Below are 25,325 nucleotides of genomic sequence, written 5' to 3'. Positions count from 1 at the left end.
TCGGGGGCAAGCCCCCTCCCACATTTGTGCTGTGCACTTCTCGCCATCGAACGGTAAACTCCGCGCATTGCTGTCTGGAGCTATTTATGCGCGAAGCGTTGAATCAAGGCCTGATCGACTTCCTCAAGGCCTCCCCTACTCCTTTTCATGCCACTGCGGCCCTGGCCCAACGCCTCGAAGCGGCCGGTTACCAGCGTCTCGACGAGCGCGACACCTGGACCACCGAAGCCAACGGGCGCTATTACGTGACCCGCAACGACTCCTCGATCATCGCCTTCAAGCTCGGCCGCCATTCGCCGCTGCAGGGCGGTATCCGCTTGGTCGGCGCCCACACCGACAGCCCGTGCCTGCGGGTCAAGCCACAACCCGAGCTGCAACGCCAGGGTTTCTGGCAACTGGGCGTCGAAGTCTACGGCGGCGCATTACTGGCGCCGTGGTTCGACCGCGACCTGTCCCTGGCCGGCCGCGTGACCTTCCGCCGCGACGGCAAGGTCGAAAGCCAGCTGATCGACTTCAAGCTGCCGATTGCCATCATCCCCAACCTGGCGATCCACCTGAACCGTGAAGCCAACCAGGGCTGGGCGATCAATGCCCAGACCGAACTGCCGCCGATCCTCGCGCAGTTCGCCGGCGACGAGCGCGTGGACTTCCGCGCCGTGCTCACCGAGCAGTTGGCTCGCGAGCACGGGCTGAACGCCGATGTGGTGCTCGATTACGAGCTGAGCTTCTACGACACCCAAAGCGCCGCCGTGATCGGCCTCAATGGCGACTTCATCGCCGGCGCCCGCCTGGACAACCTGCTGTCGTGCTACGCCGGCCTGCAAGCCTTGCTCACCAGCGAGACCGATGAAACCTGCGTGCTGGTGTGCAACGACCACGAAGAAGTCGGCTCCTGCTCGGCCTGCGGTGCCGATGGCCCGATGCTCGAGCAGACCCTGCGCCGCCTGCTGCCCGAAGGTGACGAATTTGTCCGCACCATTCAGAAATCGCTGCTGGTATCGGCCGACAATGCCCACGGCGTCCACCCGAACTATGCCGACAAGCATGACGCCAACCACGGCCCGAAACTCAATGCCGGCCCGGTGATCAAGGTCAACAGCAACCAGCGCTACGCCACCAACAGCGAAACCGCCGGTTTCTTCCGCCACCTGTGCATGGCCGAGGAAGTCCCGGTGCAGAGCTTTGTGGTGCGCAGCGACATGGGCTGTGGCTCGACCATCGGCCCGATCACTGCCAGCCACCTGGGCGTGCGGACCGTCGACATCGGTTTGCCGACGTTCGCCATGCACTCCATTCGCGAACTGTGCGGCAGCCATGACCTGGCACATCTGGTGAAAGTGCTCGGCGCGTTCTACGCAAGCCGCGATCTGCCCTGATCCAAAGGCCGAATGCAGTTAAACATATGGGAGGAGCAAGCCCCCTCCCACATTTGGCTTCGCGTGGACCTGATCTATATCACCTGCATTTCCCGCAATCCCACCTAGACTTGTCAGTATTCCCACTCTGAGAAGGCCATCGCCTCATGATCACCATGTCCTCCTTCCACGCCATGCTCATCCCTATCCTGATCGGCATGATCATGCTCGCGGTCGGCTTCAACTTTCGTGACAAGCCCCTCGGCGTGTTCAGCATGTGGATCGGCATGCTGTTGATTCTGGGCACCGTGGTTTACAAGATCCTCGCTAAACTCGCTGAATAACAAATGCACTCGCATTGGGCATAGGGGCCTCGTACACTCGGTCAATTCGTCGTTTTCAAGGTTGACCGCCTCGTGCTTTCCCGTCTGCTTGCCCTGCCCTGCTGTTTGCTGATCGCCCTGCTCACCCTGCTCCCGCTCGCCCCGGCCCAGGCCGTGGGTTTGCCCGGGCTGCTGGGTGGCACCAGCAAGCCGCAACCCCAGGCCGAGCTGCCGCTGGGTCAGTCGCTGGACGAGGTGATCAAGACCCTGGAAAACGACCAGCAACGCACCCAGTTGCTGAACGACCTGAAAAAGCTGCGCCAGACCACGCAAAAGGCCCAGCCGGCCGCCGAACAAGGCGTGCTCGGGCTGATCGGCAGCACGCTGTCCGGCCTTGAGCAGCAGTTTTCCGGCGCCGACAGCCCACTGGGACGCTGGTCCGACGAAGTGGACATGGCCACAGATGAACTCGAGGCCTTGATGCTGCCGGCCAACGAATGGCTGCCGATCATCTTCGGCTTTGCCCTGATCCTCGCCGTGTGGAGCCTGCTGGCCGCCGCGCTGATCTGGCTCAGCCACCGGGTGCGCGAGCGCTTCGGCCTGACCGAAGAACTGCCGCAACACCCGCGCACCTGGGACATGCTGCGCTTCGCCCTGCGCAAACTGGGGCCGTGGCTGATCGCGCTGGTGATCACCGTGTACCTGAGTTACGCGTTGCCCTCGTCCCTGGGCAAGTCCCTGGCGATGGTGCTGGCGTATGCGCTGGTGGTCGGCACCTGTTTCTCGGCGATCTGCGTGATCGCATTCTCCGTGCTGGACGGCCCCCATCGCCGTCACGCGTTGTATATCCTGCGGCGCCAGGCGTTCCGGCCGTTGTGGTGGATCGGCAGTTTCGCCGCCTTTGGCGAAGCCCTGGGCGACCCCAGGCTGGTCGCTGCGCTTGGCCAGCACCTGGCGCACACGGCGGCAACCGTCGCCAATGTGATGGCCGCGTTGTCCACCGGCGTGTTCATCCTGCGCTTCCGCCGGCCGATTGCGCACCTGATCCGCAACCAGCCGCTGTCCCGCCGCCTGACCCGCCGCGCCCTCAGCGACACGATCGAAATCATCGGCACCTTCTGGTACATCCCGGCCCTGCTGTTGGTCGGCATTTCACTGTTCGCCACCTTCGTCTCCGCCGGCGACACCAGCACCGCCTTGCGCCAGTCGCTGCTCTGCACGGTGTTGCTGGTGCTGTGCATGGTGATCAACGGCCTGGTACGCCGCCATGCCCTCAAGCCGCAACGCGGGCACAAGCGCCATGCGCTGTACTCCGAGCGCTTGAAGAGTTTCGTCTACACCCTCGCCCACCTGCTGGTGTGGCTGACGTTTATCGAGCTGGGGCTACGGGTCTGGGGCCTGTCGCTGATCCGCTTCACCGAAGGCGACGGCCATGAAATCAGCGTCAAGCTGTTCGGCCTCGGCGGCACGCTGCTGTTTGCCTGGCTGATCTGGATTCTCAGCGACACCGCGATCCATCACGCCCTCACCCGTTCGCGCAAAGGCCTGGCCAACGCCCGTGCGCAGACCATGATGCCGCTGATCCGCAACGTGCTGTTCGTGACCATCTTCATCATTGCCGCCATCGTCGCCCTGGCCAACATGGGCATGAACGTCACGCCGCTGCTGGCCGGTGCCGGTGTGATCGGCCTGGCCATCGGTTTTGGCGCGCAGTCGCTGGTGGCGGACTTGATCACCGGCCTGTTCATCATCATCGAAGACTCCCTGGCCATCGACGACTACGTCGACGTCGGCGGCCACCTCGGCACGGTCGAGGGCCTGACCATCCGTACTGTGCGCCTGCGCGACATCGACGGCATCGTGCATACCATCCCGTTCAGCGAGATCAAGAGCATCAAGAACTACTCCCGTGAGTTCGGCTACGCGATCTTCCGGGTGGCGATCCCCTACAACATGGAAATCGACGATGCGATCAAGTTGATGCGCGACGTCGGCCAGAAAATGCGCAACGACCCGCTGCAACGCCGCAATATCTGGTCACCGCTGGAGATTCAGGGCGTGGAAAGTTTCGAGTCAGGCAGTGCGATTCTGCGGGCGCGCTTCAAGACCGCGCCGATCAAGCAATGGGAAGTGTCGCGGGCGTTCAACCTGTCGCTGAAACGTCATCTGGACGAGGCTGGGCTGGACCTGGCCACGCCGCGCCTGAGTGTGCAAGTGGTGACCGGCGCGTCGGGCGGGCTGGAGAAAGACAAGAACGCCTGAGTCCTGAGGGTCAATGTGGGAGCAAGCGGTCGAGCCCCCACATTGGATCTTCGCTGGTGTCAGTGTCGCGGGCTCAAGCCAGCGCGGTGCCGTCCATTTTCTGGCGCAGGCTCAACGGCCGCATGTCGGTCCAGACCTCTTCGATGTAGGCCAGGCACTCCTTCTTCATGCCGCTCTTGCCCACGGTTCGCCAGCCTTCCGGCACGGCCTTGTAGTCGGGCCAGATCGAATACTGTTCTTCATGGTTGACCACTACCTGAAACAGGATGTCGTCGCGGTCGAATACTGAGGTCATTGCTGTTCTCCATCGCTCAAAGGCCGGCTGCGCACCACGCGCAGCGCTGATATCTGTAGGAACGTACCAGGCGGGTAAAAAATTAGAGGCTGGCGACCGCCGCAGCCAGGGCACGCCCGAAGATCTCGGCGACCTGGTCGATCTGGGCGGCGCTGATCACCAACGGCGGCAGGAAGCGCACCACGCTGCCATGGCGGCCGCCCAGTTCCAGAATCAGGCCGCGCTTGAGGCATTCGCGCTGCACCAGCGGCGCCAGTTGGCGGTGGACCGGCGGGTGGCCCTGGATATCCGGCGCGCCGTTCGGGTCCACCAGTTCCACGCCGAGCATCAACCCGCGCCCGCGAATATCGCCCAATTGCGCAAAGTCGCGCTGCAGGATGCGCAACTGCTCCGCCAGGCGCTCGCCCATCGCCGCCGCATGGCCGGCCAGGTCGTGCTCCTTGAGGTAGCGCATCACCGCCGACCCTGCCGCCATCGCCATCTGATTGCCACGGAAGGTGCCGGCATGGGCGCCCGGCAACCAGGTGTCGAGCCAGTCGCGGTACACCACCACCGCCAACGGCAGGCTGCCGCCGATGGCCTTGGACATCACCACCACATCCGGAATGATGCCCGCGTGTTCGAAGGCGAACATCTTGCCGGTGCGCGCGAAACCGCTCTGGATTTCATCGACGATCAACGCCACACCCGCCTGCTCGGTGATCCGCCGCAGGCCGCGCAGCCAGTCGAGGTCCGCCGGGATCACGCCACCCTCGCCCTGCACCACTTCGACAATCACCGCCGCCGGCAACAGCACCCCGGCTTCCGGGTCGTTGAGCAGGTTTTCCAGATAATGCAGGTTGACCCGCACGCCTTGCGCGCCGCCCAGGCCGAACGGGCAGCGGTAATCGTAGGGGAACGGCAGAAATTGCACGCCATTGCCGAGCAAGGCGCCCAAGGGTTTCTTCGGCCCCAGGCTGCCCATCAAGCTCAGCGCGCCCTGGCTCATGCCGTGATAACCGCCCTGGAACGACAACACCGTGCTACGCCCCGTGGCGGTGCGTACCAGCTTCAACGCGGCCTCCACCGCGTCAGTGCCGGTGGGGCCGCAGAACTGGATTTTCGCCTCCTGCGCCAACGCGGCCGGCAACAGGCCGAACAGGTCTTGCACGAATTGGTCCTTGACCGGGGTGGTCAGGTCGAGGGTGTGCAACGGCAGTTCGTCGCTCAACACCTGCTGGATGGCGGCGATCACCACCGGGTGGTTATGCCCCAACGCCAAGGTACCCGCGCCGGCCAGGCAGTCGATGAAACGGCGGCCTTCCACGTCTTCCACGTAGATGCCCTTGGCGCGCTTGAGTGCCAAAGGGATGCGCCGCGGGTAGCTGCGGGCGTTGGACTCCTGCTGGCGCTGGCGTGCCAGCAGCGGGCTTTCGTCGAACTGGTAGAGCGTTTCCACGGGCGCCGGGCTGACCTGCACCCGAGCGTCTGCGATTTGGCTGGTAGCGACTGACATCTCTGGATCCCTCGATACGCGGGTGATGGTGACCAAACTGCCGATCCGTTGGCGTCTGGCCCAAGGGCCTGCGCGCGGATTGCCTGTTGTGGAAACGCACCAGCGTCGAATGGATTTAGGAGTTATGGCGGTTAACGGACGGATCAAGCGCCGCCAATTGAGCCGCGCTCGCTGTCAAAGGCCCCGATACTTGTCATTCAGCGCATACAAAATCGCACACGTCTCAGCATCCAGGGCCCCGCCGTAATCCCTGGGCCGAAAGTGCATTTGAAACGCGCGGGTCCGCAGCTCGAACGCCTGGCGATTCTGCGCCGGTTTATACCCGTAGCGCTGAAACGCCCGCTCCACTTCCACCTCGGGCGGTAACCCGACACAAAAGCGGCGCTGATACATCGCCCGCGTTGCTTCATCGAACCAGGCCCCCACGCCCGCCTCGAACAGGCCGCGCCAAGGCAAGCGCGGCCCCGGATCGCTCTTGCGCCAGTACGCCACATCCGAATGCCCGAGGATGTCGCTCGGGCCGATGTGCGGGTAACGCGCGAGAATGTCGCGCAGCAATTCAATCAATACCTCCACCTGCTCCCGAGGGTACGCAGGAAAGGTAAACACCCCGCCCTCATCCCGCGCCAGGTTGACGACCTCGATGCCGATCGCGCGGCTGTTGAGGTTGTCCCGTCCGCCCCAGTGGCTCGCCCCGGCATGCCAGGCGCGCTGGCTCTCATCCACCAGGCGGAACACGCGCAACTCGTCGTAACCGGCGGCGCGGTAGCCGGGCTCGGCCGGATCGGGCAGCAGATAGTGCGCGCTGACGCCGTGTCGCGTCAGGGTGTGCAGGGATGACATAAAGGGCGCGGCGGTGTAATGCAGGACCACTTGCGCCACGGGCTCGCCGTTGCGTGCGTTGAAGTCCTTGGCGGGAAAACTGGTATCGATGACCAACATAAGAAGCGTCCTTTTCGGTACAGGCCGAGTCATTCGGCCCGTTCAAGCGCAAAACAATGACCGCCATCCTGAAGGGTTGAACGTCAGGCGGGCGGTAACTATTTGGCACACGAAAGAACGCGGGTCAGCGCCGCAGCGGCATGCCCAGATCGACCCGCAGGCCATCCGGCTGGCTGTCGAACGTCAACGAGCAGGAGCAGCGCTGGACGATCGCCTGCACAATCGCCAGGCCCAGGCCGCAGCCCTCGCTGTTGCCGTTGCGCCAGAAGCGCTGGGTCAGGTATTGCAGGTCTTCGCTGGCGATCTGTTTGCCGTGGTCGCGCACGCGGAACACCACCTGATCGCCGGCCATCAACACACTCAGCTCCACCCGGGTATCGGCCGGGGTGTGGCGCAGGGCGTTGTCCAGCAGGTTGCGCAGGGCCGCGACGGCCAGGCCCACCGGCATTTCCAGCGGGGTATCGCTGAGGTCGTCCGGCAGGATCAGGTCGATGCGCTGGTTGTCGCCGGCGTTGGCATCCTGGATCGCCAGCCGTGCAACTTGCTCGGCACTCGACTGCACGCCGTCGTCGAACGACAGGCTGCCCTCCACCCGTGCCAACAACAGCAATTGCTCGAGGGTGCGGTGCAGGCGGTCGGCGCCCTCCTCGGCATGGGCCAGGGACTGGTCGCGGGCCGCGCCGTCGGTCATGCGCGCCACTTGCAGGTGGGTCTTGATCGCAGTCAGCGGGCTGCGCAGTTCGTGGGCGGCGTCGCCGGTGAGGCGACGTTCGCGCTCGATGGTCTTGGCGATGCGCTGCAACAGCTGGTTCTGGGTGTCGAGCAGCGGTTTCAGCTCGCTGGGCAGCGGGTGGATCTGCAACGGTTCGAGGGAATCGGCGCTGCGCCGCATCAATGCATCGCGCATGCGATTGAGCGGCTGCAGGCTTTGACCGATCCCCAGCCACAGCAGGCACAGGCAGCCCAACAACGCCACACCGACCGGCACCGAGGCCGCCAGCAGGATCGACAGGTTCAACGCCTCGCGCTCCACCTGGCGGTCGGCGGTGGTAATGAACAGATCGCCACGGGCCAGGGTGAAGCTGCGCCACGCCGCGCCATCGATGATCTGGTCGCGAAAACCGCTGCGATGGGATTCCAGCCCCTGGTCCGGCGTGGTGTGGCTGCGCGCCAACACTTCGCCGCGCAAGGAACTGACCTGACAGGCCATGCCGCCCGGCACGTTCAGTTGCTCGGCGCTGAAGTGCTTGCCCTCGGCGCTGCTCGCCAGGCCCGGCATCTGCTCCATCAAACCGGCGACCATACGCGCCGACGCGACCAGGCGCTGGTCGAGGGAGAACATCATCTGGTTGCGCAGATCGTTGAGCATCCAGGCCGCCGCCAGCGCCCAGATCAACACAAAAGCGGCACCGAGCTTGAAGGTCAGGCGCAGGCGCAGGCTCATCACGAAGCGCTCTCTCCACCATCCGCCGGCCCCAGGCGGTAGCCCAGGCCACGCACCGTTTCGACGATGCCGTTGCCCAATTTGCGCCGCAGATGGTGGATATGCACGTTGAGGGCGTTGCTTTCCAGTTCGTCGTTGAAGCCGTAGACGCTGTCTTTGAGCTGTTCGCTGGAGAGCACGCGGCCCTTGTTGTGCAGCAGCGCCTGCAACAGCGCTTGTTCACGGCGGGAAAGGTCCACGGGCTGCCCGGCCAGCAGGGTTTCGCGGCTGCTAGGGTCGTAACTGAGGCGGCCGTGTTCGATCAGGTTGACGCTGCGCCCGGCCACCCGCCGCAGCAAGGTTTGCAGGCGCGCGGCGAGTTCGCGCAGGTCGAAGGGCTTGAGCAGGTAATCATCGGCGCCGGCTTGCAGGCCGTCGACGCGGTTGGTCACCGAATCCCGCGCGGTGAGGATCAGCACCGGAATTTCCAGGCCCTGGCTGCGCTGTTGTTGCAGCAACTTGAGGCCGTCTTCGTCGGGCAGCCCGAGGTCGAGCACCATGATGTCGAATTCGGCAGCCTTGAGCATCGCCCGCGCGGCGGCGGCGGTGGCCACGCGCTCGACGGTAAAGCCCTGGGCACCGAGGCCGGCCACGATGCCGCTGGCGATCAGTTCGTCGTCTTCACAGACCAGTACGTGCATGCTGAACCCTTCATGAAAGATGCGGGGGATTAGAAGACAGATCGATTAAGCGCGCATTATGCCGCCAAAGTTCGCAACATCAGATAATCCCTACGCTCTAGAATAGCGTCCGGTTAATCATCGGTTAATCAACGCCACACATTGTGTGCCTCACTTGCATCGAACTAAGGCTTGACCATGCGGCATCTATTTACCTTACTGCTGATGTTGTTCGCGGGATTCGCCCAGGCTGCGCCGGGTAACCCGTTCGAGACCAAACCCGACTTCCTCCCGGTGGGCAAGGCCTTCACCTTGACGTCCGAACGCCTGGAGTCCGGCGAAACCCAGCTGTTCTGGCAGATAGCCGATGGTTATTACCTGTACCAACAACGCATGAAGTTCGACGGCCTCGCCGAAAAACCCGCGCTGCCCGAGGGTGAAGCCCATAGCGATGAGTTCTTCGGCGAACAGCAAGTATACCGCCAAGGCCTCGAAGTGAAGATTCCGGCGGGGACGACCGGCCAGGTCAAGCTGGGCTGGCAGGGCTGTGCCGATGCCGGCCTGTGTTACCCGCCACAGTCGATGACCGTGGACCTGGGCGGCAACCCGGCCGTCGCCGCCACCGCACAAGCCCAGGACCAGAGCCTGGCCAGCGGCCTGCAGCAGCGCAGCCTGGGGTGGAGCCTGCTGGTGTTCTTCGGCCTGGGCCTGTTGCTGGCGTTTGCCCCGTGTTCGTTGCCGATGCTGCCGATCCTCGCCGGCCTGGTGGTCGGCAGCGGGGCCAACCCGCGTCGCGGTTTTGCGTTGGCCGGCAGCTACGTGGTGTGCATGGCGCTGGTGTATGCCGCGCTGGGCGTACTGGCCGCGCTGCTCGGCAGCAACCTGGCGGCGCTGCTGCAAACCCCGTGGATACTCGGCAGCTTCGCGGCCTTGTTCGTGATCCTGGCCCTGCCGATGTTCGGCTTTTTCGAACTGCAACTGCCGGTGGCCCTGCGCGATCGCCTCGACAACGTCAGCCGCAACCAGAGCGGCGGCAGCCTGATCGGCGCCGGAGTGCTCGGCGCGCTGTCCGGCCTGCTGGTCGGCCCCTGCATGACCGCGCCCCTGGCCGGCGCCCTGCTCTATATCGCCCAGAGCGGTAATGCCCTGCACGGCGGGCTGATCCTGTTCGCCATGGGCATCGGTATTGGCGTGCCTCTGTTGCTGCTGGTGACCGTGGGCAACCGCTTCCTGCCCAAGCCGGGCACCTGGATGAACGTGCTCAAGGGCGTGTTCGGCTTCCTGTTCCTGGCCACCGCCGTGTTGATGATCCGCCCAGTGGTCGGGGAAAACCTGTGGCTCGGCCTGTGGGGCGCGCTGGCCATGGCCATGGCCTATTGCGGCTGGCGCCTGGCCCAGGATTTCGGGCGGGTCGCCATGCTGTCCGGCGCCGTTTCCGTGGTGCTCGGGTTGTGGGGCGGCTTGCTGCTGGTCGGTGCGGCAGGTGGCAGCGACGATGTGTGGCAACCGCTGAAGGTCTACAGCGGCTCGCGGATCAGCGGCGCGCCGAGTGCCCACGATGCGTTCATGACGATCAACGACCCGGCCGTGCTGCAAAGCCAGCTCGACAGCGCCAAGGCCCAGGGCCAATGGGTGCTGGTGGATTACTACGCCGACTGGTGCGTGTCATGCAAGATCATGGAAAAACAGGTGTTCGGCAAACCCCACGTAATGGACGCCTTGAAAGACGTGCGCCTGCTGCGCCTGGACGTCACCGCCGACAACGCCGCCAGCCGCGCACTGCTCGAACGCTACAAAGTGCCGGGGCCACCGAGCTTCGTATGGATCGGCCCGGACGGTGAAGAACGCCGCGCCCGACGCATTACCGGCGAAGTCGATGCCGATACGTTCCTGCAACGCTGGACCCAGACGCGGGATGCCCGCTGATGCTGACCCTGACCATCGGCACCTTCGCCATCGCCCTGAATCACATCCTGCTGATCGGCGCGCTGATTCTCGCCACTCTGGTGGGCTGGCGCGTGGCCAAGCGTGGCGGGGAGAACCCGGAGTCGGTGCTGTTCAGCCTGTTCCTGCTGGGCATGTTGACGGCCCGCGTCAGCTTTGTGCTGATGTACTGGAGTTACTACCGCAACGATCCACTGCAGATCGTCGACCTGCGCGACGGCGGCTTTCTCGCCTGGCCCGGCGTCATTGCACTGATCCTCGGCGCGCTGCTGTATGGCTGGCGCCGCCCGGCCCTGCGCAAACCGTTGAGTGCCGGGGTCATCACCGGCCTGCTGTTCTGGGGCATGACCAGCCTGTCGCTGAGCCTGTATGACAAGGGCTCGCGCCTGCCGGACATCACCCTGCGCAACGCCAACGGCGAGGTGGTGCAACTGGGCGATTACCAGGGCGGCCCGCTGGTGATCAACCTGTGGGCCACGTGGTGCCCGCCGTGCCGTCGGGAAATGCCAGTACTGGAACGCGCCCAACGCCAACGCCCCGACGTGACGTTCCTGTTCGTCAACCAGGCCGAAAGCATGCAAAGCGTCAGCACTTACCTGGCGACCCAGGGCCTGACCCTGGACAACGTCTTGTTCGACGCCAGCGGCCGCCTCGGCCAGGCCGTGGGCTCCATGGCCTTGCCGACCACGCTGTTCTACCAAGCCGATGGACGCCTGATCAACAGCCACCTCGGTGAACTGTCCCAGGCCAGCCTGGCCCGTGCCATGGAACCCTTCGACACCGCCCCCGCCGTCACGCCTCCTACAAGGAAACCGACATGCCCCGCCTCCGCCACCTGCTGACCCTGTTATCACTGAGCATGGCCGCCACCCTGGCCCAGGCCGAAGACTGGCCGGCCCCGATCAAACAGATCGAAGCCAAGGGCGCCAAGATCCTCGGCAAGTTCGACGCCCCCAGCGGCCTCACCGGCTACGCCGCGCAGTACCAGAACCGCGGCATGGCGCTGTACCTGAGCGCCGACGGCAAAAGCGTGCTCGCCGGCACCCTGTACGACGCCCAGGGCAATGACCTGAGCAGCGCGCCCCTGGAACAACTGGTGTACGCGCCGATGGCCAAGGAAGTCTGGGCGAAGATGGAAAAAAGCAGCTGGATCCAGGACGGCGACACCAACGCGCCGCGCACGGTCTACCTGTTCAGCGACCCCAACTGCCCGTACTGCAACATGTTCTGGGAACAGGCGCGGCCCTGGGTCAAGGCCGGCAAGGTGCAGTTGCGTCACATCATGGTCGGCATCATCCGCCAAGACAGCCCAGGCAAATCCGCCGCCCTGCTGGCCAGCCCAGACCCGCAAAAAGCCCTGCAAGAACACGAAGCCGCCGGCAAGGGCAGCAAGTTGCAGGCGCTGGACAAAATCCCGGCGGCGATTGAAGCCAAGCTCGAGGCCAATATGAAGTTGATGGATGAGCTGGAGTTGTCGGCGACGCCAGCGATTTTCTACCTCGATGACAAGGGCGGTTTGCAGCAACAGCAAGGGGCGCCGTCGCCGGATAAGTTGGTGAAGATCCTTGGGCCGAAATAGGCGGCGTCTGGACTGACGCTATCGGGGGCAAGCCCCCTCCCACATTTGAAGGCATGAGCCCGGTCGAGTGTGGGAGGGGGCTTGCCCCGATGAGGCCCATGCAGGCAGCGAAAATTACAGGCCCTCCAACTCCGCCATCAAATCACTCAACCGATCCACCTTCTCGGCACTGATCGCTGTCGCCGCCAGCCCATCGATGTACTCGGCCAACTGCGCCACCGTGCTGCACTCGAACATCGCCCGCAACGGCACATCCCGTTGCAACGTCTTCTGCACGCGCGAGGCGATCTGCGTGGCCAGCAACGAGTGCCCGCCCAGTTCGAAGAAGTTGTCCTGCACGCCCACCCGGTCGACCTTGAGCACCTCGGCCCAAATCGCGGCCAATGTCCCCTCCAGTGCCGTGCGCGGCGCCAGGTAGGCCTGGTCGTGCAGCTGGCCGATCTCCAGGGCCGGCAGGGCGTTACGGTCGAGTTTGCCATTGGCGTTGAGCGGCAGGCGCTCGAGCCAGAGCCAATGCAGTGGCACCATGTATTCCGGCAGTTCAGAACGCAGGTGTTGCTTGATGCGCTCCAGGCACTCGCCAGGGTTGAACGCAGCATCAGCGGCCACTAGATAGCCGACCAGATGCTTGCCACTGACGCCCTCCTGCACCCCGACCGCCGCGTCGCGCACTGCCGCTTGCTCATGCAGACGCGCTTCGATTTCCCCCAGCTCGATGCGGTAGCCGCGGATCTTCACCTGATGGTCGATACGCCCGACGTACTCCAGCACCCCATCGCTGCGCCGCCGTGCCAGGTCGCCGCTGCGGTACAGACGCTCGCCCGCGGCGCCGAACGGGTTGGGCACGAACACCTGGGCGGTGCGCAGCGGGTCGCTGACGTAACCGCGCCCTACGCCGGTACCGGCGACGCACAGCTCGCCCACCGCGCCCTGCGGCACCAACGCCAGTGCAGCGTCCAACACGTACAAGCGGTTGTTGTCGGTCGGCGCACCAATCGGCAGGTAAGTGCCCCGGGTCGAGGCCAGGTCGACACGGAAGAACGCCACATCATCCGAACATTCCGCCGGACCATAAGCGTTGACCAAGCCAATCTCGGGGTAACGCAGCAACCACTGCTGCGCCAGCTCCGGCGGCATGGCTTCACCGGTCGGCAGCATCCAGCGCAGGCCGTCCAGGCGGATGCGTGCCTCGGCCAGCATGCCCTGGATCAGCGACGGCACGCTTTCCAACACGCTGATGCCCTGGGCCTGCACATGGGCGAGCAAGCCCTGAGGATCGTGGGCGACGGCATTCGGCACGATATCCACCCGCGCGCCGAACAGCGGCGCGGCAAGGAACTGCCACACCGAAATATCGAAACTCTGCGAGGCGGTTTGCGCGATCACATCCACCGGGCTCAGGTCCAGGTACGGCACCTTGCTCAACTGGTTGTTGAGCATGCCGCGCTGTTCGACCATCACGCCTTTGGGCTGGCCGGTGGAGCCCGAGGTATAGATCACATAGGCAAGGTTGTCCGGGCCACTGTAAATGCCGGGGTTTGCCCCACGAGCAGGCACCTCCTCCCACACCAGCAACTGGCATTCCACGCCTTGCAGCAGCTCAATGGCCTGCTCGCGACACGCCTCGGTACACACCAGCAACGGGGTGCGGCTCAGCTCGATAATCCGGCTCAGACGCTGACCGGGCAGCCCCGGGTCGAGCGGCAGGTAACCGGCACCGGCCTTGAAGCTACCGATGATCATGCCGAGCAAATCGAGACTGCGCTCCGCCAGCAATGCCACCGGCTGATCCAGGCCGACACCCGCGGCGATCAGTGCGTGGCCCAGGCCGTTACTGCGCCGGTTCAACTCGGCATACGTCCACTGTCGGTCGAGGCACGTGGCGACGATGCGTTGCGGATGCTGCGCCACCTGGGCTTCGAACAGCTCGATATAGCTGCGCTCCAGCGGGTAGGCGTGCTCGCTCCGGTTGCAGCCGTGTACCAGGAATTCACGCTCCTGCGCGCCCATCAATGGCAGCTCGGCCATGTCGCCATGAAACCCCTGCATCAGCGCCAGCAGCAGGCGCTTGAACTCACTCAACATGCCCTGCACGGTGCTTTCGTCGAAGTAACGCTGGTCGTAGGACAGGTGCAAACCAAGCTCATCGCCCGGATAGCACACGGCCGTCAGCGGGAAGTTGGTGTGGGTGCGGCCGGAGTCCGAGGTGGCGTTCAGGCTTTGCGCACGGTCGAGTACCGAGACTTCCACCGGGGCGTTTTCGAACACGAACAGGCTGTCGAACAGCGGTTGGCCCTTGGGCAATTCGCTGTGTTCCTGAAGGGTCACCAGCGGCAGGTATTCGTACTCGCGCAGTTGCATATTGCTGTCGAGCAGGCCATTCAACCAGTGGCGCACGCTACACTGTTGGCCCTCCTCGGGCAGCTTCACACGCAGCGCGATGCTGTTGATGAACAGGCCGACGGTCCGTTGCATGTCCGGCATGTCCACCGGACGCCCGGCCACGGTGACGCCGAACAGCACGTCACGCTCGCCGCTCAAGCGCCGCAGCACCAGGGCCCACGCGGCCTGGGCAAAGGTGTTGACGGTCAGTTGATGAGCCTGGGCCAGTTCGCGCAGGTGTATACCGTCGCGGGCATCGAGGCGGGTGTAGCAATCGCCCACTACCATGCCGCCGCTGCCACCGGCGTGTTCGCGCAGGAACGGGCGGTCGCTGGGGATCGGCGTGGTGCGCTCGAAGCCCCGCAGGTTGTGCTGCCACCACTGGCGCGCCGCACTCAGGTTCTGGCGTTGCAGCCAGGCGATGTAGTCGCGATAACGCGGCGGCGTGACCAGTTGCGCGTCGTGGCCTGCGCCGAGGGCCGTGTAGAGGTCGAAGAAATCATTCATCAACAGCGAACGGCACCAGGCATCGATGAGGATGTGGTGGTTGCTCATCATGAACCAGTAGCGCGCTTCAGCGACGCGGATCAGACGCAGGTGGAACGGCGCCTGGTTGAGCAGATCGAAACCGGCTTCGCGCTCGGCCTTGAGCAGGGCTTGCAGGCGCGGTTCCTGTTCGGCCTCGGCAACGGCGCGCCAGTCCAGGTACTCGATCGGCGTACTGCCGGGTTTGTGGATCACTTGCAGCATGTCCTCGCCAACGTTCCAGCAGAACGAGGCGCGCAAGGCTTCGTGACGGGCGATCACCGCTTGCCAGGCCTGGGCGAAACGCTCGGGGTCGAGGGCGCTGTCGATGCGGTAGCGGTCCTGCATGTAGTAGAGGCCGGTGCCCGGTTCAAGCAGGGTATGCAGCAGCAGGCCTTCCTGCATCGGGGTCAGCGGGTACACGTCTTCGATCGCACTGGCGGGCACCGGCAAGGCGTCCAACTGCGCCTGGGTCAGGCGCGCCAGGGGGAAGTCGGAAGGCGTGAGGCCGCCGGCACCGTCCTTGAGGCAATGGGCGATCAGGCTGTGCAGTTCGTCCAGGTAGGCCGCGGCCAACTCGCCAATCGTCTGCTGATCGTGGCGTGCGCGGCTGAAGGTCCAGCGCAGCACCAGTTCGCCGCCGTACACCTGGCTGTCGACACTCAGTTCGTTGGGCAGCGGCGCATCCGGGTCATGGGCGGGGCCGGCGGATTCCTCCAGCGGGTGGAACAGTGCATCGGCGCCGAAGCTCTGGTCGAACTGGCCGAGGTAGTTGAAGGTGATGTCGGCACTCGGCAGTGCGGCCATCGTCTGTTTGCACAGGTCGTCCGCCAGGTAGCGCAGCACGCCGTAGCCCAGGCCTTTGTGCGGCACGCCGCGCAGTTGCTCCTTGATGGCTTTGATCGATGCGCCCTGCTCCGCCAGCGGCGTCAGGCGCACCGGATAGGCGCTGGTGAACCAGCCGACGCTGCGGGTCAGGTCGATCTCATCGAACAGGGTTTCGCGGCCGTGGCCTTCCAGTTGGATCAGCGCCGAGGCGTGACCGCTCCAGCGGCACAGTACGCGGGCCAGGGCAGTCAGCAGCAGGTCGTTGACCTGGGTGCGATAAGCGCTGGGGGCCTGTTGCAGTAACTGGCGGGTGCGTTCGGCGTCCAGGCGCACACTGAGCGTCTCGGCATCGCGATGGCGCAATGCGCCGTGCGGGCGCGCCACCGGCAAGGGCACCGCCGCACCGGCCAAGCGCTCCTGCCAGACGCACAATTCTTCGCGCAGGGATTCGCTGCCGGCATAGGCCTGCAAGCGGGCGGCCCAGTCGCGCAAGGCACTGGTCTTGGCCGGCAGGCTGACGGATTGGCCGTCGCTCAATTGGCGATAGCCGTTTTGCAGATCCTCAAGCAACACACGCCACGACACACCATCCACCACCAGGTGATGGATCACGATCAGCAGGCGCTGCTGGCCTTGCGGGCCGTCCACCAGCAACGCGCGCAACAGCGGGCCGTGGGCCAGGTCGAGGCTGCGTTGGGTGTCGCTGAACAACGCGCTGCACTGTTGCAGATCACACACTTGCGCCTGCATCAGCACACCGCCCTCCGGCACGGCCAGGTGTTCGGCGTGCCATTGCGCGTCGCGCCGGGTGAAGCTCAGGCGCAGCGCGTCATGCTGTTCCAGCACCGCCAGCAGGGCTTGCTCCAGGCGATGGGGATCGAGCAGTTGCAGCGGTTTGAGCACCAGCGCCTGGTTCCAGTGTTGACGCGCGGGAATCTCTGTCTCGAAGAACCACTGCTGGATCGGCGTGAGCCCCGAGCGGCCGCTCAGCACGCCTTGCTCGGCGCTGACCTGCTCGGCGCGCGTGGCGACGGCGGCCAGGGTCTGTACGGTCTGGTGCTGGAACAAATCCCGCGGGCTGAAGTGAATCCCGGCCTGGCGCGCACGGCTGACCACCTGGATCGACAGGATCGAATCGCCGCCCAGTTCAAAAAAGTTATCGTCGAGACCGACCTGCTGCACGTTCAACACCGCGCACCAGATCGCCGCCAACGCCTGCTCCAGCGCGTTGCGCGGCGCCACGTAGTGTTGGCGATTCGCCTCGGCATCCGGCGGCGGCAAGGCGCGGCGGTCGAGCTTGCCGTTGGCGGTCAGCGGCATGCTGTCCAGCACGAGCCAATGGGCGGGCACCATGTAGTCCGGCAGGTGCGCTTTGAGGTGCGCCTTCAAGGCGTCGCGCAAGGGGCCGTGCTCGGCGTCGCTGGCCAGATAGGCCACCAGCTGTTTGCCGCTCGGCAAATCCAGCGCCAGCACCACCGCTTCGCGCACGGCGGGATGTTCGAGCAGGCGCGTTTCGATCTCGCCCAGTTCGATGCGGAAACCACGGATCTTCACCTGATGGTCGATCCGCCCGAGGTATTCCACCTGGCCATCGCTCAGTTGGCGCACCAGATCGCCGGTGCGGTACAGGCGACCGCCACGGGCCGCGAAGGGGTCCGCGACAAAACGCTCCGCCGTCATCCCCGGACGCTGGTGATAACCCTGCGCCAGCCCTGCCCCGCCGACGTACAACTCGCCGCTCGCGCCTTGCGGCACCAGGGCCAGGTCGGCGTCGAGAATATAGGCCACGCGGGCGCCGACGATGCTGCCGATCGGCACGCTGCCGACGCCCTCCGCCAAGTGCTGCGGTGCGAGGCCGGCCAGCGGCATCACCACGGTTTCAGTCGGGCCGTAGGCGTTGAAAAACACCTGCGGCTGGAACGCGGCGCGGATGCGCTGCAGGTGTTCGCCGGTCAGCGCCTCGCCGCCGGTGATGCACAACCGCACCGGCAAGGTCTGCCGCTGGGTTGCCAGCCATTGCGCCAACTGGCTGCCGTAGCTCGGGGTGAAGCCCAGCACATTGATGCGATGGGTGCGGATCAGCCCGCAGATCTGCTCGGCATCCCACTGGCCCTGGGCGCGCAATACCAGTTGTGCGCCGCTGAGCAACGGCACCAGCAAACGCTCGGTGGCGGCGTCGAAGTTGATCGAATAGAAGTGCAGCTCACAGTCATCCGGGCGCATGCCGAAACGCTCGATCACGGCCTGGCAGTGCATGGCGATTTCGCCGTGGCACACCACCACGCCTTTTGGCTTGCCGGTGGAGCCGGAGGTGTAGATCAGGTACGCCGGGTGTTGCGGCAGGCTGAGAAACGGCGGCTCACTGGCCGGGTAGTTCGCCAGCACCGGCAGGTCGTCTTCCAGGCACCAGCACGCCAGCGTCGCCGGCAGTTCACCGAGGGCGGCGAACATCGCCGCATCACTGAGCAGCAAGCCGATGCCGCTGTCTTCGATCATGTAATGCAGGCGGTCCAGCGGGTACTCCGGGTCCAGCGGCACATAGGCGCCGCCGGCCTTGAGAATCGCCAGCAGGCCGATGACCATTTCCAGGGAGCGCGGCAACGCCAGGCCGACCCGCACCTGCGGGCCGACGCCACGCTCGCGCAGCATCCAGGCCAGGCGGTTGGCGCGGGCATTCAGTTCGCGGTAGCTGAGGGTCTCACCGGCAAACGTCAGTGCCGGCGCGTCGGCACGGGCCAGTGCCTGCTGGTTGAACAGTGAGTGAAGGCACTGGTCGAGGCGCTGTTCAGCCGCGTCGCTTCCCAGGCTGCGCTGCAATGCGTGCTGCTCGTCGGCACCCAGCATCGGCAGTTCGCTGAGGCGTTGCTGCGGGTCGGCGATCAGCGCTTCGAGCAGGTTGCGCCAATGTTCGGCCATGCGCGCAACGCGCGGCTCATCGAACAAATCGGTGCTGTAGGTCAGGCAGCATCCCAGGCGATGGTCGAGGTCGGTGACTTCCAGGTTGAGGTCGAACTTGGTCGCACGCGCATCGTTGGCCAGGTACTCGACGCTCATCCCGCCCAGTTGGCGGCGCTGCTGGAATTCCCAGCGCTGCACGTTGCACATCACTTGGAACAGCGGGTTGTACGCCGCGCTGCGCGGTGGTTGCAGCGCTTCCACCAGATGGTCGAACGGCAGGTCCTGGTGAGACTGGCCCTCGATCACGGTGTGGCGGACTTGCTCGAACAACTCACCGACGCTCATCTGCCCGTCGAGCCGGCAACGCAGTACCTGGGTGTTGAGGAAGGCGCCGATCAGCCCTTCGCTTTCCGGGCGAATCCGATTGGCCACCGGAGCGCCGATGCGCAGGTCGGTCTGGCCGCTGTAGCGGTAGAGCAACACCGCCAGCGTGGCGGTCATGCTCATGAACAGGGTCAGGCCGTGCGCAGCATTGAAGGCCCGAACGCGCGCGGCCAGTTCGTCGCTCAAATCAAAACGGTACAGCCCGCCGCGGTGGCTTTGCACCGGCGGCCGCGGGCGGTCACCGGGCAGTTCCAGCAGCGGATGCTCATAACCCAATTGCGCGATCCAGTAATCGAGCTGGCGCTGGCGCTCGCCGGACTCCAGCCACTGGCGCTGCCACACGCTGTAGTCGAGGTACTGCACCGGCAGCGGCGCCAGCGGCGAGTCGCGCTCGTCGATGAAGGCTTCGTACAGCGCGCTGAGTTCACGGGCAAAGATGTCCATGGCCCAGCCTTCGGTGACGATATGGTGCAAGGTCAGCACCAGGTAATGTTCCTGCGCGCCGGCCTTGACCAGGCACACGCGCAACAGCGGCCCGGTTTCCAGGTTGAACGGCGTGTGCGCCTCGACATCGGCCAGCTGCTGCAAGCGTTGCTCGCATTCGAGGTGGCTCAGCGCCGAGAAGTCCTGCCAGCCCATGCGCAGGCCGGTCTGCGCCGACACCTGCTGATGGGCCACGCCATCGACGCTCGGGAAGGTGGTCCGCAGGGTTTCGTGACGCATGACCAAGGCCTGCAACGCGGCCTCGAAACGCCCCACGTCGAGCACCCCGCGCAAACGCGCCATGCCGCCGACGTTGTACGCCGGGCTGTCCGGCTCCAACTGCCAGAGGAACCACATCCGCTGCTGGGAATAGGACAGCGGCACCGGCCGGCTGCGGTCGACTTGGGCGATGGCGGTCTGTTGGTTGCGTTGGCCGGCGGCCTGGATCTGCCCGACCTGCTCGGCAAATGCGCCGAGTTCGCTGGCTTCGAACAGGGTGCGCAACGGCAGCTCGACGTCACACGCCTGGCGGGTGCGCGAGATGATTTGCGTGGCCAGCAACGAATGGCCGCCGAGGGCGAAAAAATCATCGCGCAGGCCGATCCGCGGCAGGCCCAGCACTTCGCGCCAGATCGCCGCAATCTGCTGCTGCAACGGGCTCTCGGGTTCAACGTGTTCGCGGGTTTGCCACACCGGCTCGGGCAGCGCACGGCGGTCCAGCTTGCCACTCGGGCTCAGGGGCATGGCGCCCAGGCGCATCAGGTGCGCAGGCACCATGTATTCCGGCAACCCGGCGGCCAGGGCGGCTTTGACGGTTTGGGCGTCGAGCGCGGCAGTGGCGGTGTAATAGCCGATCAATTGGTCATCGCGCACCAGCACCACGGCCTGGGCGATACCGTCGAGGGCCAGCAGGCGCGCTTCGATTTCTTGCGGTTCGACGCGAAAGCCGCGCAACTTGACCTGCTGATCGAGACGACCGAGGTAGTCGAGCACGCCGTCAGCGCTCCAGCGTGCGCGGTCACCGCTGCGATACAGACGGCTGCCCGGCGCGCCCAAGGGGTCGGCGACAAAACGCTCGGCAGTAAGCCCGGCGCGGCCGAGGTAACCGCGTGCCAGGCCGATGCCGCCGATGCACAGCTCGCCCGGCACCCCCGCTGGCAACGGGTTGAGCTGTTCGTCGAGCACGCGGCAGATCACATTGCCCAGCGGTCGGCCAATCGGCGAGCGCTCGCCATCCTCGGCGCGGCAGTGCCAATGGGTGACGTTGATCGCGGTTTCGGTCGGGCCATAACGGTTGTGCAACTGCACCGCCGGCAACCGCGCAAGCACACGGTCACGCAACTCGGCGGGCAAGGCTTCGCCGCCGCAGAACAGACGGCGCAGGCTGGTGCATTCGGCCGCCAACGGCTCGTCGATAAACAGCTGCAACAGCGGCGGCACAAAGTGCAGAGTGGTCACGCCATGGGCCTGCACCAGTTGCGCGATGCGCTGCGGGTCGCGCTGCTCGCCCGGCCCCGCCAACACCAGGCGGCAGCCGGTGATCAGCGGCCAGAAGCACTCCCACACCGACACGTCGAAACTGATCGGGGCTTTTTGCAGCAGCACGTCGTTGTCATTCAGCGCGTAGGTGGCCTGCATCCACTGCAAGCGCTCGGCCAGGGCCGCATGGGTGTTGCCCACGCCCTTGGGCTGGCCGGTAGAGCCGGAGGTGTAGATCACGTAGGCGAGGTGCTCGCCGTCCAGATGCAGGCCCGGCGGCTGGGTCGGCCAGCGGTCGAGGTGCAGGCCGTCCATGGCGATCACGCACACGTCTTCGGCCGTGGGTAATTGCGCCAGCAACGCGGTCTGGGTCAGCAGCAGGTGGACGCCGCTGTCCTTGAGCATGTAGGCCAGGCGCTCGGCGGGGTAATCCGGGTCCAGCGGCACGTAGGCGCCGCCGGCCTTGATGATCGCCAGCAGGCCGATCAACAGTTGCGGCGAACGCTCGGCGGCGATGGCCACGCACACGTCGGGGCCGACGCCCTTGTCGCGCAGGTAATGGGCCAGGCGGTTGGCCTGGGTGTGCAGTTGGGCAAAGCTCAGGCTGCCGCCCTGCCAGACCAGCGCGGTGCGGTCCGAGGTGTGTTGGTTGAGCTGTTCGGGCAACCATTGCCGGGCCGGCGCGCAAGGCGCTTCGCTCCAGGGCCGCTGTTCGTCGTGTTGCATCAATTTGAGGTCGCCGAGGGCCCGCTGCGGTTGCTCGCACACGGCGTGCAGCAGGTTGATGAAGTGCTCGGCCAGGCGTTGGATGGTGGTGCTTTCGAACAATTCGTCGGCGTAGTCGAACGCCAGGCTCAGGCGCCCGTTGCGGTCTTCTTCGCTGTGCAATTGCAGGTCGAACTTGGCTTCGCGGCTGTGCCACGCCAGCTCTTCGGCGAGCAGGCCCGGCAGGCGACGCAAAGCGCCGAGGTCGCGCTGCTGATGGTTGAACATCACCTGGAACAGGCCCTGTTCGCGGGCGTGGGGGAACGCTTCGAGCAGTTGCTCGAAGGGCAGATCCTGATGGGCCTGGGCGCCCACTGCCGCCTGGCGCGTGGCCGCCAACAGCTGGTTGAACGGCAGGCGCCCGTCCAGCTCGGCGCGCAGTACCAGGGTGTTGATAAAGAAGCCGACCAGGCCTTGGGTTTCCTGGCGCGGGCGGTTGGCGCTGGGCACGCCGATGCGGATGTCGCGCTGGCCGCTGTAGCGGTAGAGCAAGGTCTGGAACGCCGCGAGCAACAGCATGAACGGCGTCGATTGGTTGGCCTGGGCAGTCTGGCGAATCGCCGCGCTGAGGCTTGCGCCCAGACGCACGTTGTGGCGCGAAGCACTGTTGCGTTGCCGCGCTGCACGCGGGTGATCGGTGGCCAGGCTCAAGGCTGGGTGTTCGTCTCCCAACTGCGCCTTCCAGTACGCCAGTTGCCGCTGGCCTTCGCCCTCGGCCAACCATTGGCGCTGCCAGTTGCCGTAGTCGGCGTATTGCACGGCCAGTGGCGGCAGTTGCAGGGGCTGGCCCTGGGACGCCGCGGCGTACAGGCGCGAGAACTCATCGATGAGGATATTCAGCGACCAGCCGTCGGCGATGATGTGATGCAGCGTCACCAGCAACTGATGATCTTCGTCGTCCAGGCGCACCAGGCTCACCCGCAGCAACGGGCCGTTTTCCAGGTCGAACGCGGTGTGCGCCTGCTCCTCGCGGATCTGCTGCGCCCGGGCTTCGCGCGCGGCGGCGGGCAGGTCACCAAGGTCGATGACGTGCAAGTCGAATGCGCTGCTGGCCAACACCCGTTGGAAGGCTTGCCCATCCCGTTCGTAGAAGCGCGTGCGCAGGGCTGGGTGGCGCTGGATCAGGTGCGCGAAGCTGGCGCGCACTGCGTCTGCATCCAGCTCGCCGCGCAGGCGCAGGGCACCGGGGATGGTGTATGCGTGGCTCTGCGGGTCGAGTTGCCAGGTGATCCACAGGCGATTCTGTGCGAGGGATTGCGGCAGTTCATCCTCATGCGACAAGCACTGGATCGTGCCTTGAGCGACGCCGCCATCCTGCTGCAACTGTGCCACATCGGCAGCGAAGGCCGACAAGGTCGGCGCTTCGAACAGCAGGCGCAGGTTCAGTTCCAGGCCCAGGGTTTCGCGCAGGCGCGCAACCACTTGGGTCGCGCTGATGGAATTGCCGCCGAGCAGGAAGAAGTGGTCATCCGCCGCTACCGTCGCCACCTGCAACTGCTCGCACCAGATCGCCGCGATCTGGGTCTGCAAGGTGGACCCCAGCGCGACATCACTGGCCGCCCCTTGCAGACCGGGGAACTGCGCATAGCTGTCGAGGCTGCCATCGGCGTAACGCAACGCACATGCCGAGCGCTGCAGCTTGCCGCTGGAGGTCTTCGGCAACGCGCCGGGGTTGAGCAACACCACCACGCACGGCGCCTCTTGATAGGCTTCGGCCACGGCTTGGCGGATCGCCGTGATCAGCGCTTGCGGCGCGAGGATTTTCTGCACGCTGCGGCTGATCTCAGCGGCGATACCGATGCCTTCCTGGCCCTGCTCATTCACCGCGAACGCCGCAACCCGGCCTTTGCGCACCACCTCCACTTCGCGCTCGATGGTCTGCTCGATGTCCTGCGGGTAGAGGTTGTGGCCGCGCACGATCAGCAGGTCTTTCAAGCGCCCGGTGATGTACACCTCGCCCTCGCGGATAAAGCCCAGGTCGCCGCTGCGCAGCCAGGTGCGGCCGGCGTGCTGGACGAAGGTCTTGGCGCTGGCTTCGGGGTTGCGCCAGTAGCCGTGGGCAATGCTCGGGCCGCTGGCCCAGAGTTCGCCGACGCAGTTGTCAGGCAGTTCGCTCAAGGTGTGGGGATCGGCGATCAGCACCGCGTGGTCCGGCTGATGTGTGCCGCAACTCATGATCGCCGCGCCCGGCCCCGGCTCGGCGCGGTTGGCGGCCAGCGCCTGAGCATCCAGGCGCAGGGCCGGGATGCCGTGGCCACGGCGGCCGCCGGCGACAAACAGGGTTGCTTCGGCCAGGCCGTAGGAGGCGAAGAAGTTGTTCGCGGTGAAACCGCACGGGGCGAACTTCTCGGCGAAGCGTTCCAGGGTGTCGAGGCGGATCGGTTCGGAGCCGGAATACGCCACGCGCCAGCGCTTCAAATCCAGGCGTTCCAGGGCCGATTCGCTGACCCGTTCGCTGCACAAGCGATAGGCGAAATCCGGGCCGCCGCTGATGGTGCCGCCGTATTCGCTGATCGCTTCCAGCCAGCGCAAGGGCCGGCCGAGGAAGTACGCCGGCGACATCAATACGCAGGGCACGCCGCTGAAGATCGGTTGCAGCAGGCCGCCGATCAGGCCCATGTCGTGGTACAGCGGCAGCCAGCTGACGATCACGTCATCCGGGTTCAGGTCGATGCCGAAACCGCGCCGGATCAGCAGTTCATTGGCGACCAGATTGCCGTGGCTGACCTGCACGCCCTTGGGCAAGGCGGTGGAGCCCGAGGTGTATTGCAGGAAGGCGATGTCGTCGGCTTGCACATCGGTGGCGACCCAGCGCTCGGCAAGCGCGCTGTCGAGGGTGTCGACCGCCAGCAGCGGCGGCGCGTTTTCGATCTGCGCCAAGTCATCGCCGAGGCTGGCGATGGTCAGCAACAGGCGCGGTTCGGCGTCGGCGATGATCGACAGCAAGCGCGCCTGGTGATGGTGACGAGCGGACTCCGGCGGATAGGCCGGCACCGCGATCACCCCGGCGTACAGGCAACCGAAGAACGCCGCCACATAGTCCGGCCCGCTGGGGAACAACAACACGGCACGGTCGCCCAGGTCGGCGTTGGCCTGCAGGGCGGCGGCGATGGCACGGGCGCGTCGGTCGAGGTCGCGGTAGCTGAGGACCACGTTGTGTTCGGCGGACTCAGCGAGGAAACGCAGAGCGATCCGCTCCGGAGTCTGCGCGGCGCGGCGTTGAAGGGACTGGGCCAGGGTGCGGGGAAGTTCGAAGGCGTCCATCATGGGGGTTCCTGCCTGA

The 25,325-nt window shown here is 65.4% G+C and carries 12 protein-coding genes; 6 read left to right on the top strand and 6 right to left on the bottom strand.

Going from position 1 to position 25,325, the window contains the following annotated elements; all coding sequences use genetic code 11:
* Positions 1–86: 86 nt before the first annotated feature.
* The 3 genes from ACP7E3_RS18115 (at position 87) to ACP7E3_RS18105 (ending at position 3,940) form a co-directional block, all read left to right on the top strand.
* The gene (locus ACP7E3_RS18115; protein WP_046382553.1) at positions 87–1,376 is read left to right on the top strand and encodes a M18 family aminopeptidase; all 1,290 of its coding nucleotides are present in this window, start codon (positions 87–89) and stop codon (positions 1,374–1,376) included.
* A 146-nt stretch (positions 1,377–1,522) separates the two neighbouring features.
* Positions 1,523–1,699: a hypothetical protein gene (locus ACP7E3_RS18110; RefSeq protein WP_169796378.1), complete on the top strand. Its 177-nt coding sequence runs from the start codon at positions 1,523–1,525 to the stop codon at positions 1,697–1,699.
* A gap of 72 nt (positions 1,700–1,771) precedes the next feature.
* On the top strand, positions 1,772–3,940 hold the full coding sequence (locus tag ACP7E3_RS18105) for a mechanosensitive ion channel family protein (RefSeq protein ID WP_057003885.1): 2,169 nt from the start codon (positions 1,772–1,774) through the stop codon (positions 3,938–3,940).
* A gap of 73 nt (positions 3,941–4,013) precedes the next feature.
* Here ACP7E3_RS18105 and ACP7E3_RS18100 read toward each other — a convergent pair whose 3' ends face one another.
* The 5 genes from ACP7E3_RS18100 to ACP7E3_RS18080 all read right to left on the bottom strand — a co-directional run bounded on the left by ACP7E3_RS18100 (position 4,014) and on the right by ACP7E3_RS18080 (position 8,796).
* Positions 4,014–4,235, bottom strand: coding sequence for an MbtH family protein (locus ACP7E3_RS18100; protein ID WP_017845810.1), 222 nt, complete (start codon positions 4,233–4,235; stop codon positions 4,014–4,016).
* An 82-nt stretch (positions 4,236–4,317) separates the two neighbouring features.
* Positions 4,318–5,730, bottom strand: coding sequence for an aspartate aminotransferase family protein (locus ACP7E3_RS18095; protein ID WP_046382551.1), 1,413 nt, complete (start codon positions 5,728–5,730; stop codon positions 4,318–4,320).
* Between the two features lie 174 nt (positions 5,731–5,904).
* On the bottom strand, positions 5,905–6,672 hold the full coding sequence (locus ACP7E3_RS18090; RefSeq protein ID WP_046382550.1) for an N-acetylmuramoyl-L-alanine amidase: 768 nt from the start codon (positions 6,670–6,672) through the stop codon (positions 5,905–5,907).
* Between the two features lie 124 nt (positions 6,673–6,796).
* Complete coding sequence (locus ACP7E3_RS18085) at positions 6,797–8,116, bottom strand: ATP-binding protein (protein WP_046382549.1); 1,320 nt, start codon at positions 8,114–8,116, stop codon at positions 6,797–6,799.
* The gene (locus ACP7E3_RS18080; protein ID WP_046382548.1) at positions 8,116–8,796 is read right to left on the bottom strand and encodes a response regulator; all 681 of its coding nucleotides are present in this window, start codon (positions 8,794–8,796) and stop codon (positions 8,116–8,118) included. Before ACP7E3_RS18080 ends, ACP7E3_RS18085 begins: the two co-directional genes overlap by 1 nt.
* 177 nt (positions 8,797–8,973) lie before the next feature.
* Between ACP7E3_RS18080 and dsbD the strand changes: the two genes are divergently transcribed.
* Genes dsbD through dsbG form a run of 3 tightly spaced genes read left to right on the top strand, consistent with a single transcriptional unit; the run spans position 8,974 to position 12,298 of the window.
* The gene (dsbD, locus tag ACP7E3_RS18075) at positions 8,974–10,701 is read left to right on the top strand and encodes a protein-disulfide reductase DsbD (RefSeq protein WP_128192343.1); all 1,728 of its coding nucleotides are present in this window, start codon (positions 8,974–8,976) and stop codon (positions 10,699–10,701) included.
* The gene (locus ACP7E3_RS18070; RefSeq protein WP_046382546.1) at positions 10,701–11,561 is read left to right on the top strand and encodes a TlpA disulfide reductase family protein; all 861 of its coding nucleotides are present in this window, start codon (positions 10,701–10,703) and stop codon (positions 11,559–11,561) included. The genes dsbD and ACP7E3_RS18070 overlap by 1 nt, the downstream gene beginning before the upstream one ends.
* Positions 11,537–12,298: a thiol:disulfide interchange protein DsbG gene (gene dsbG, locus ACP7E3_RS18065; RefSeq protein ID WP_017845803.1), complete on the top strand. Its 762-nt coding sequence runs from the start codon at positions 11,537–11,539 to the stop codon at positions 12,296–12,298. The genes ACP7E3_RS18070 and dsbG overlap by 25 nt, the downstream gene beginning before the upstream one ends.
* 114 nt (positions 12,299–12,412) lie before the next feature.
* Here dsbG and ACP7E3_RS18060 read toward each other — a convergent pair whose 3' ends face one another.
* On the bottom strand, positions 12,413–25,309 hold the full coding sequence (locus tag ACP7E3_RS18060) for a non-ribosomal peptide synthetase (protein WP_426123903.1): 12,897 nt from the start codon (positions 25,307–25,309) through the stop codon (positions 12,413–12,415).
* Positions 25,310–25,325: the final 16 nt, after the last annotated feature.

This window comes from Pseudomonas sp. PSPC2-3 (assembly GCF_049898265.1).
GTDB lineage: Bacteria > Pseudomonadota > Gammaproteobacteria > Pseudomonadales > Pseudomonadaceae > Aquipseudomonas > Aquipseudomonas veronii.
The sequence above is the reverse complement of the archived record's forward strand: the minus strand, read 5'-3'. Positions and strand labels throughout refer to the sequence as shown.

Excerpts from the sequence above, each read along its gene's own strand:
- ACP7E3_RS18115 (WP_046382553.1), top strand. The coding sequence starts at position 87 with ATGCGCGAAGCGTTGAATCAAGGCCTGATCGACTTCCTCAAGGCCTCC.
- ACP7E3_RS18110 (WP_169796378.1), top strand. The coding sequence starts at position 1,523 with ATGATCACCATGTCCTCCTTCCACGCCATGCTCATCCCTATCCTGATC.
- ACP7E3_RS18100 (WP_017845810.1), bottom strand. The coding sequence starts at position 4,235 with ATGACCTCAGTATTCGACCGCGACGACATCCTGTTTCAGGTAGTGGTC.
- ACP7E3_RS18095 (WP_046382551.1), bottom strand. The coding sequence starts at position 5,730 with ATGTCAGTCGCTACCAGCCAAATCGCAGACGCTCGGGTGCAGGTCAGC.
- ACP7E3_RS18090 (WP_046382550.1), bottom strand. The coding sequence starts at position 6,672 with ATGTTGGTCATCGATACCAGTTTTCCCGCCAAGGACTTCAACGCACGC.
- ACP7E3_RS18085 (WP_046382549.1), bottom strand. The coding sequence starts at position 8,116 with ATGAGCCTGCGCCTGCGCCTGACCTTCAAGCTCGGTGCCGCTTTTGTG.
- ACP7E3_RS18080 (WP_046382548.1), bottom strand. The coding sequence starts at position 8,796 with ATGCACGTACTGGTCTGTGAAGACGACGAACTGATCGCCAGCGGCATC.
- dsbD (WP_128192343.1), top strand. The coding sequence starts at position 8,974 with ATGCGGCATCTATTTACCTTACTGCTGATGTTGTTCGCGGGATTCGCC.
- ACP7E3_RS18070 (WP_046382546.1), top strand. The coding sequence starts at position 10,701 with ATGCTGACCCTGACCATCGGCACCTTCGCCATCGCCCTGAATCACATC.
- dsbG (WP_017845803.1), top strand. The coding sequence starts at position 11,537 with ATGCCCCGCCTCCGCCACCTGCTGACCCTGTTATCACTGAGCATGGCC.
- ACP7E3_RS18060 (WP_426123903.1), bottom strand. The coding sequence starts at position 25,309 with ATGATGGACGCCTTCGAACTTCCCCGCACCCTGGCCCAGTCCCTTCAA.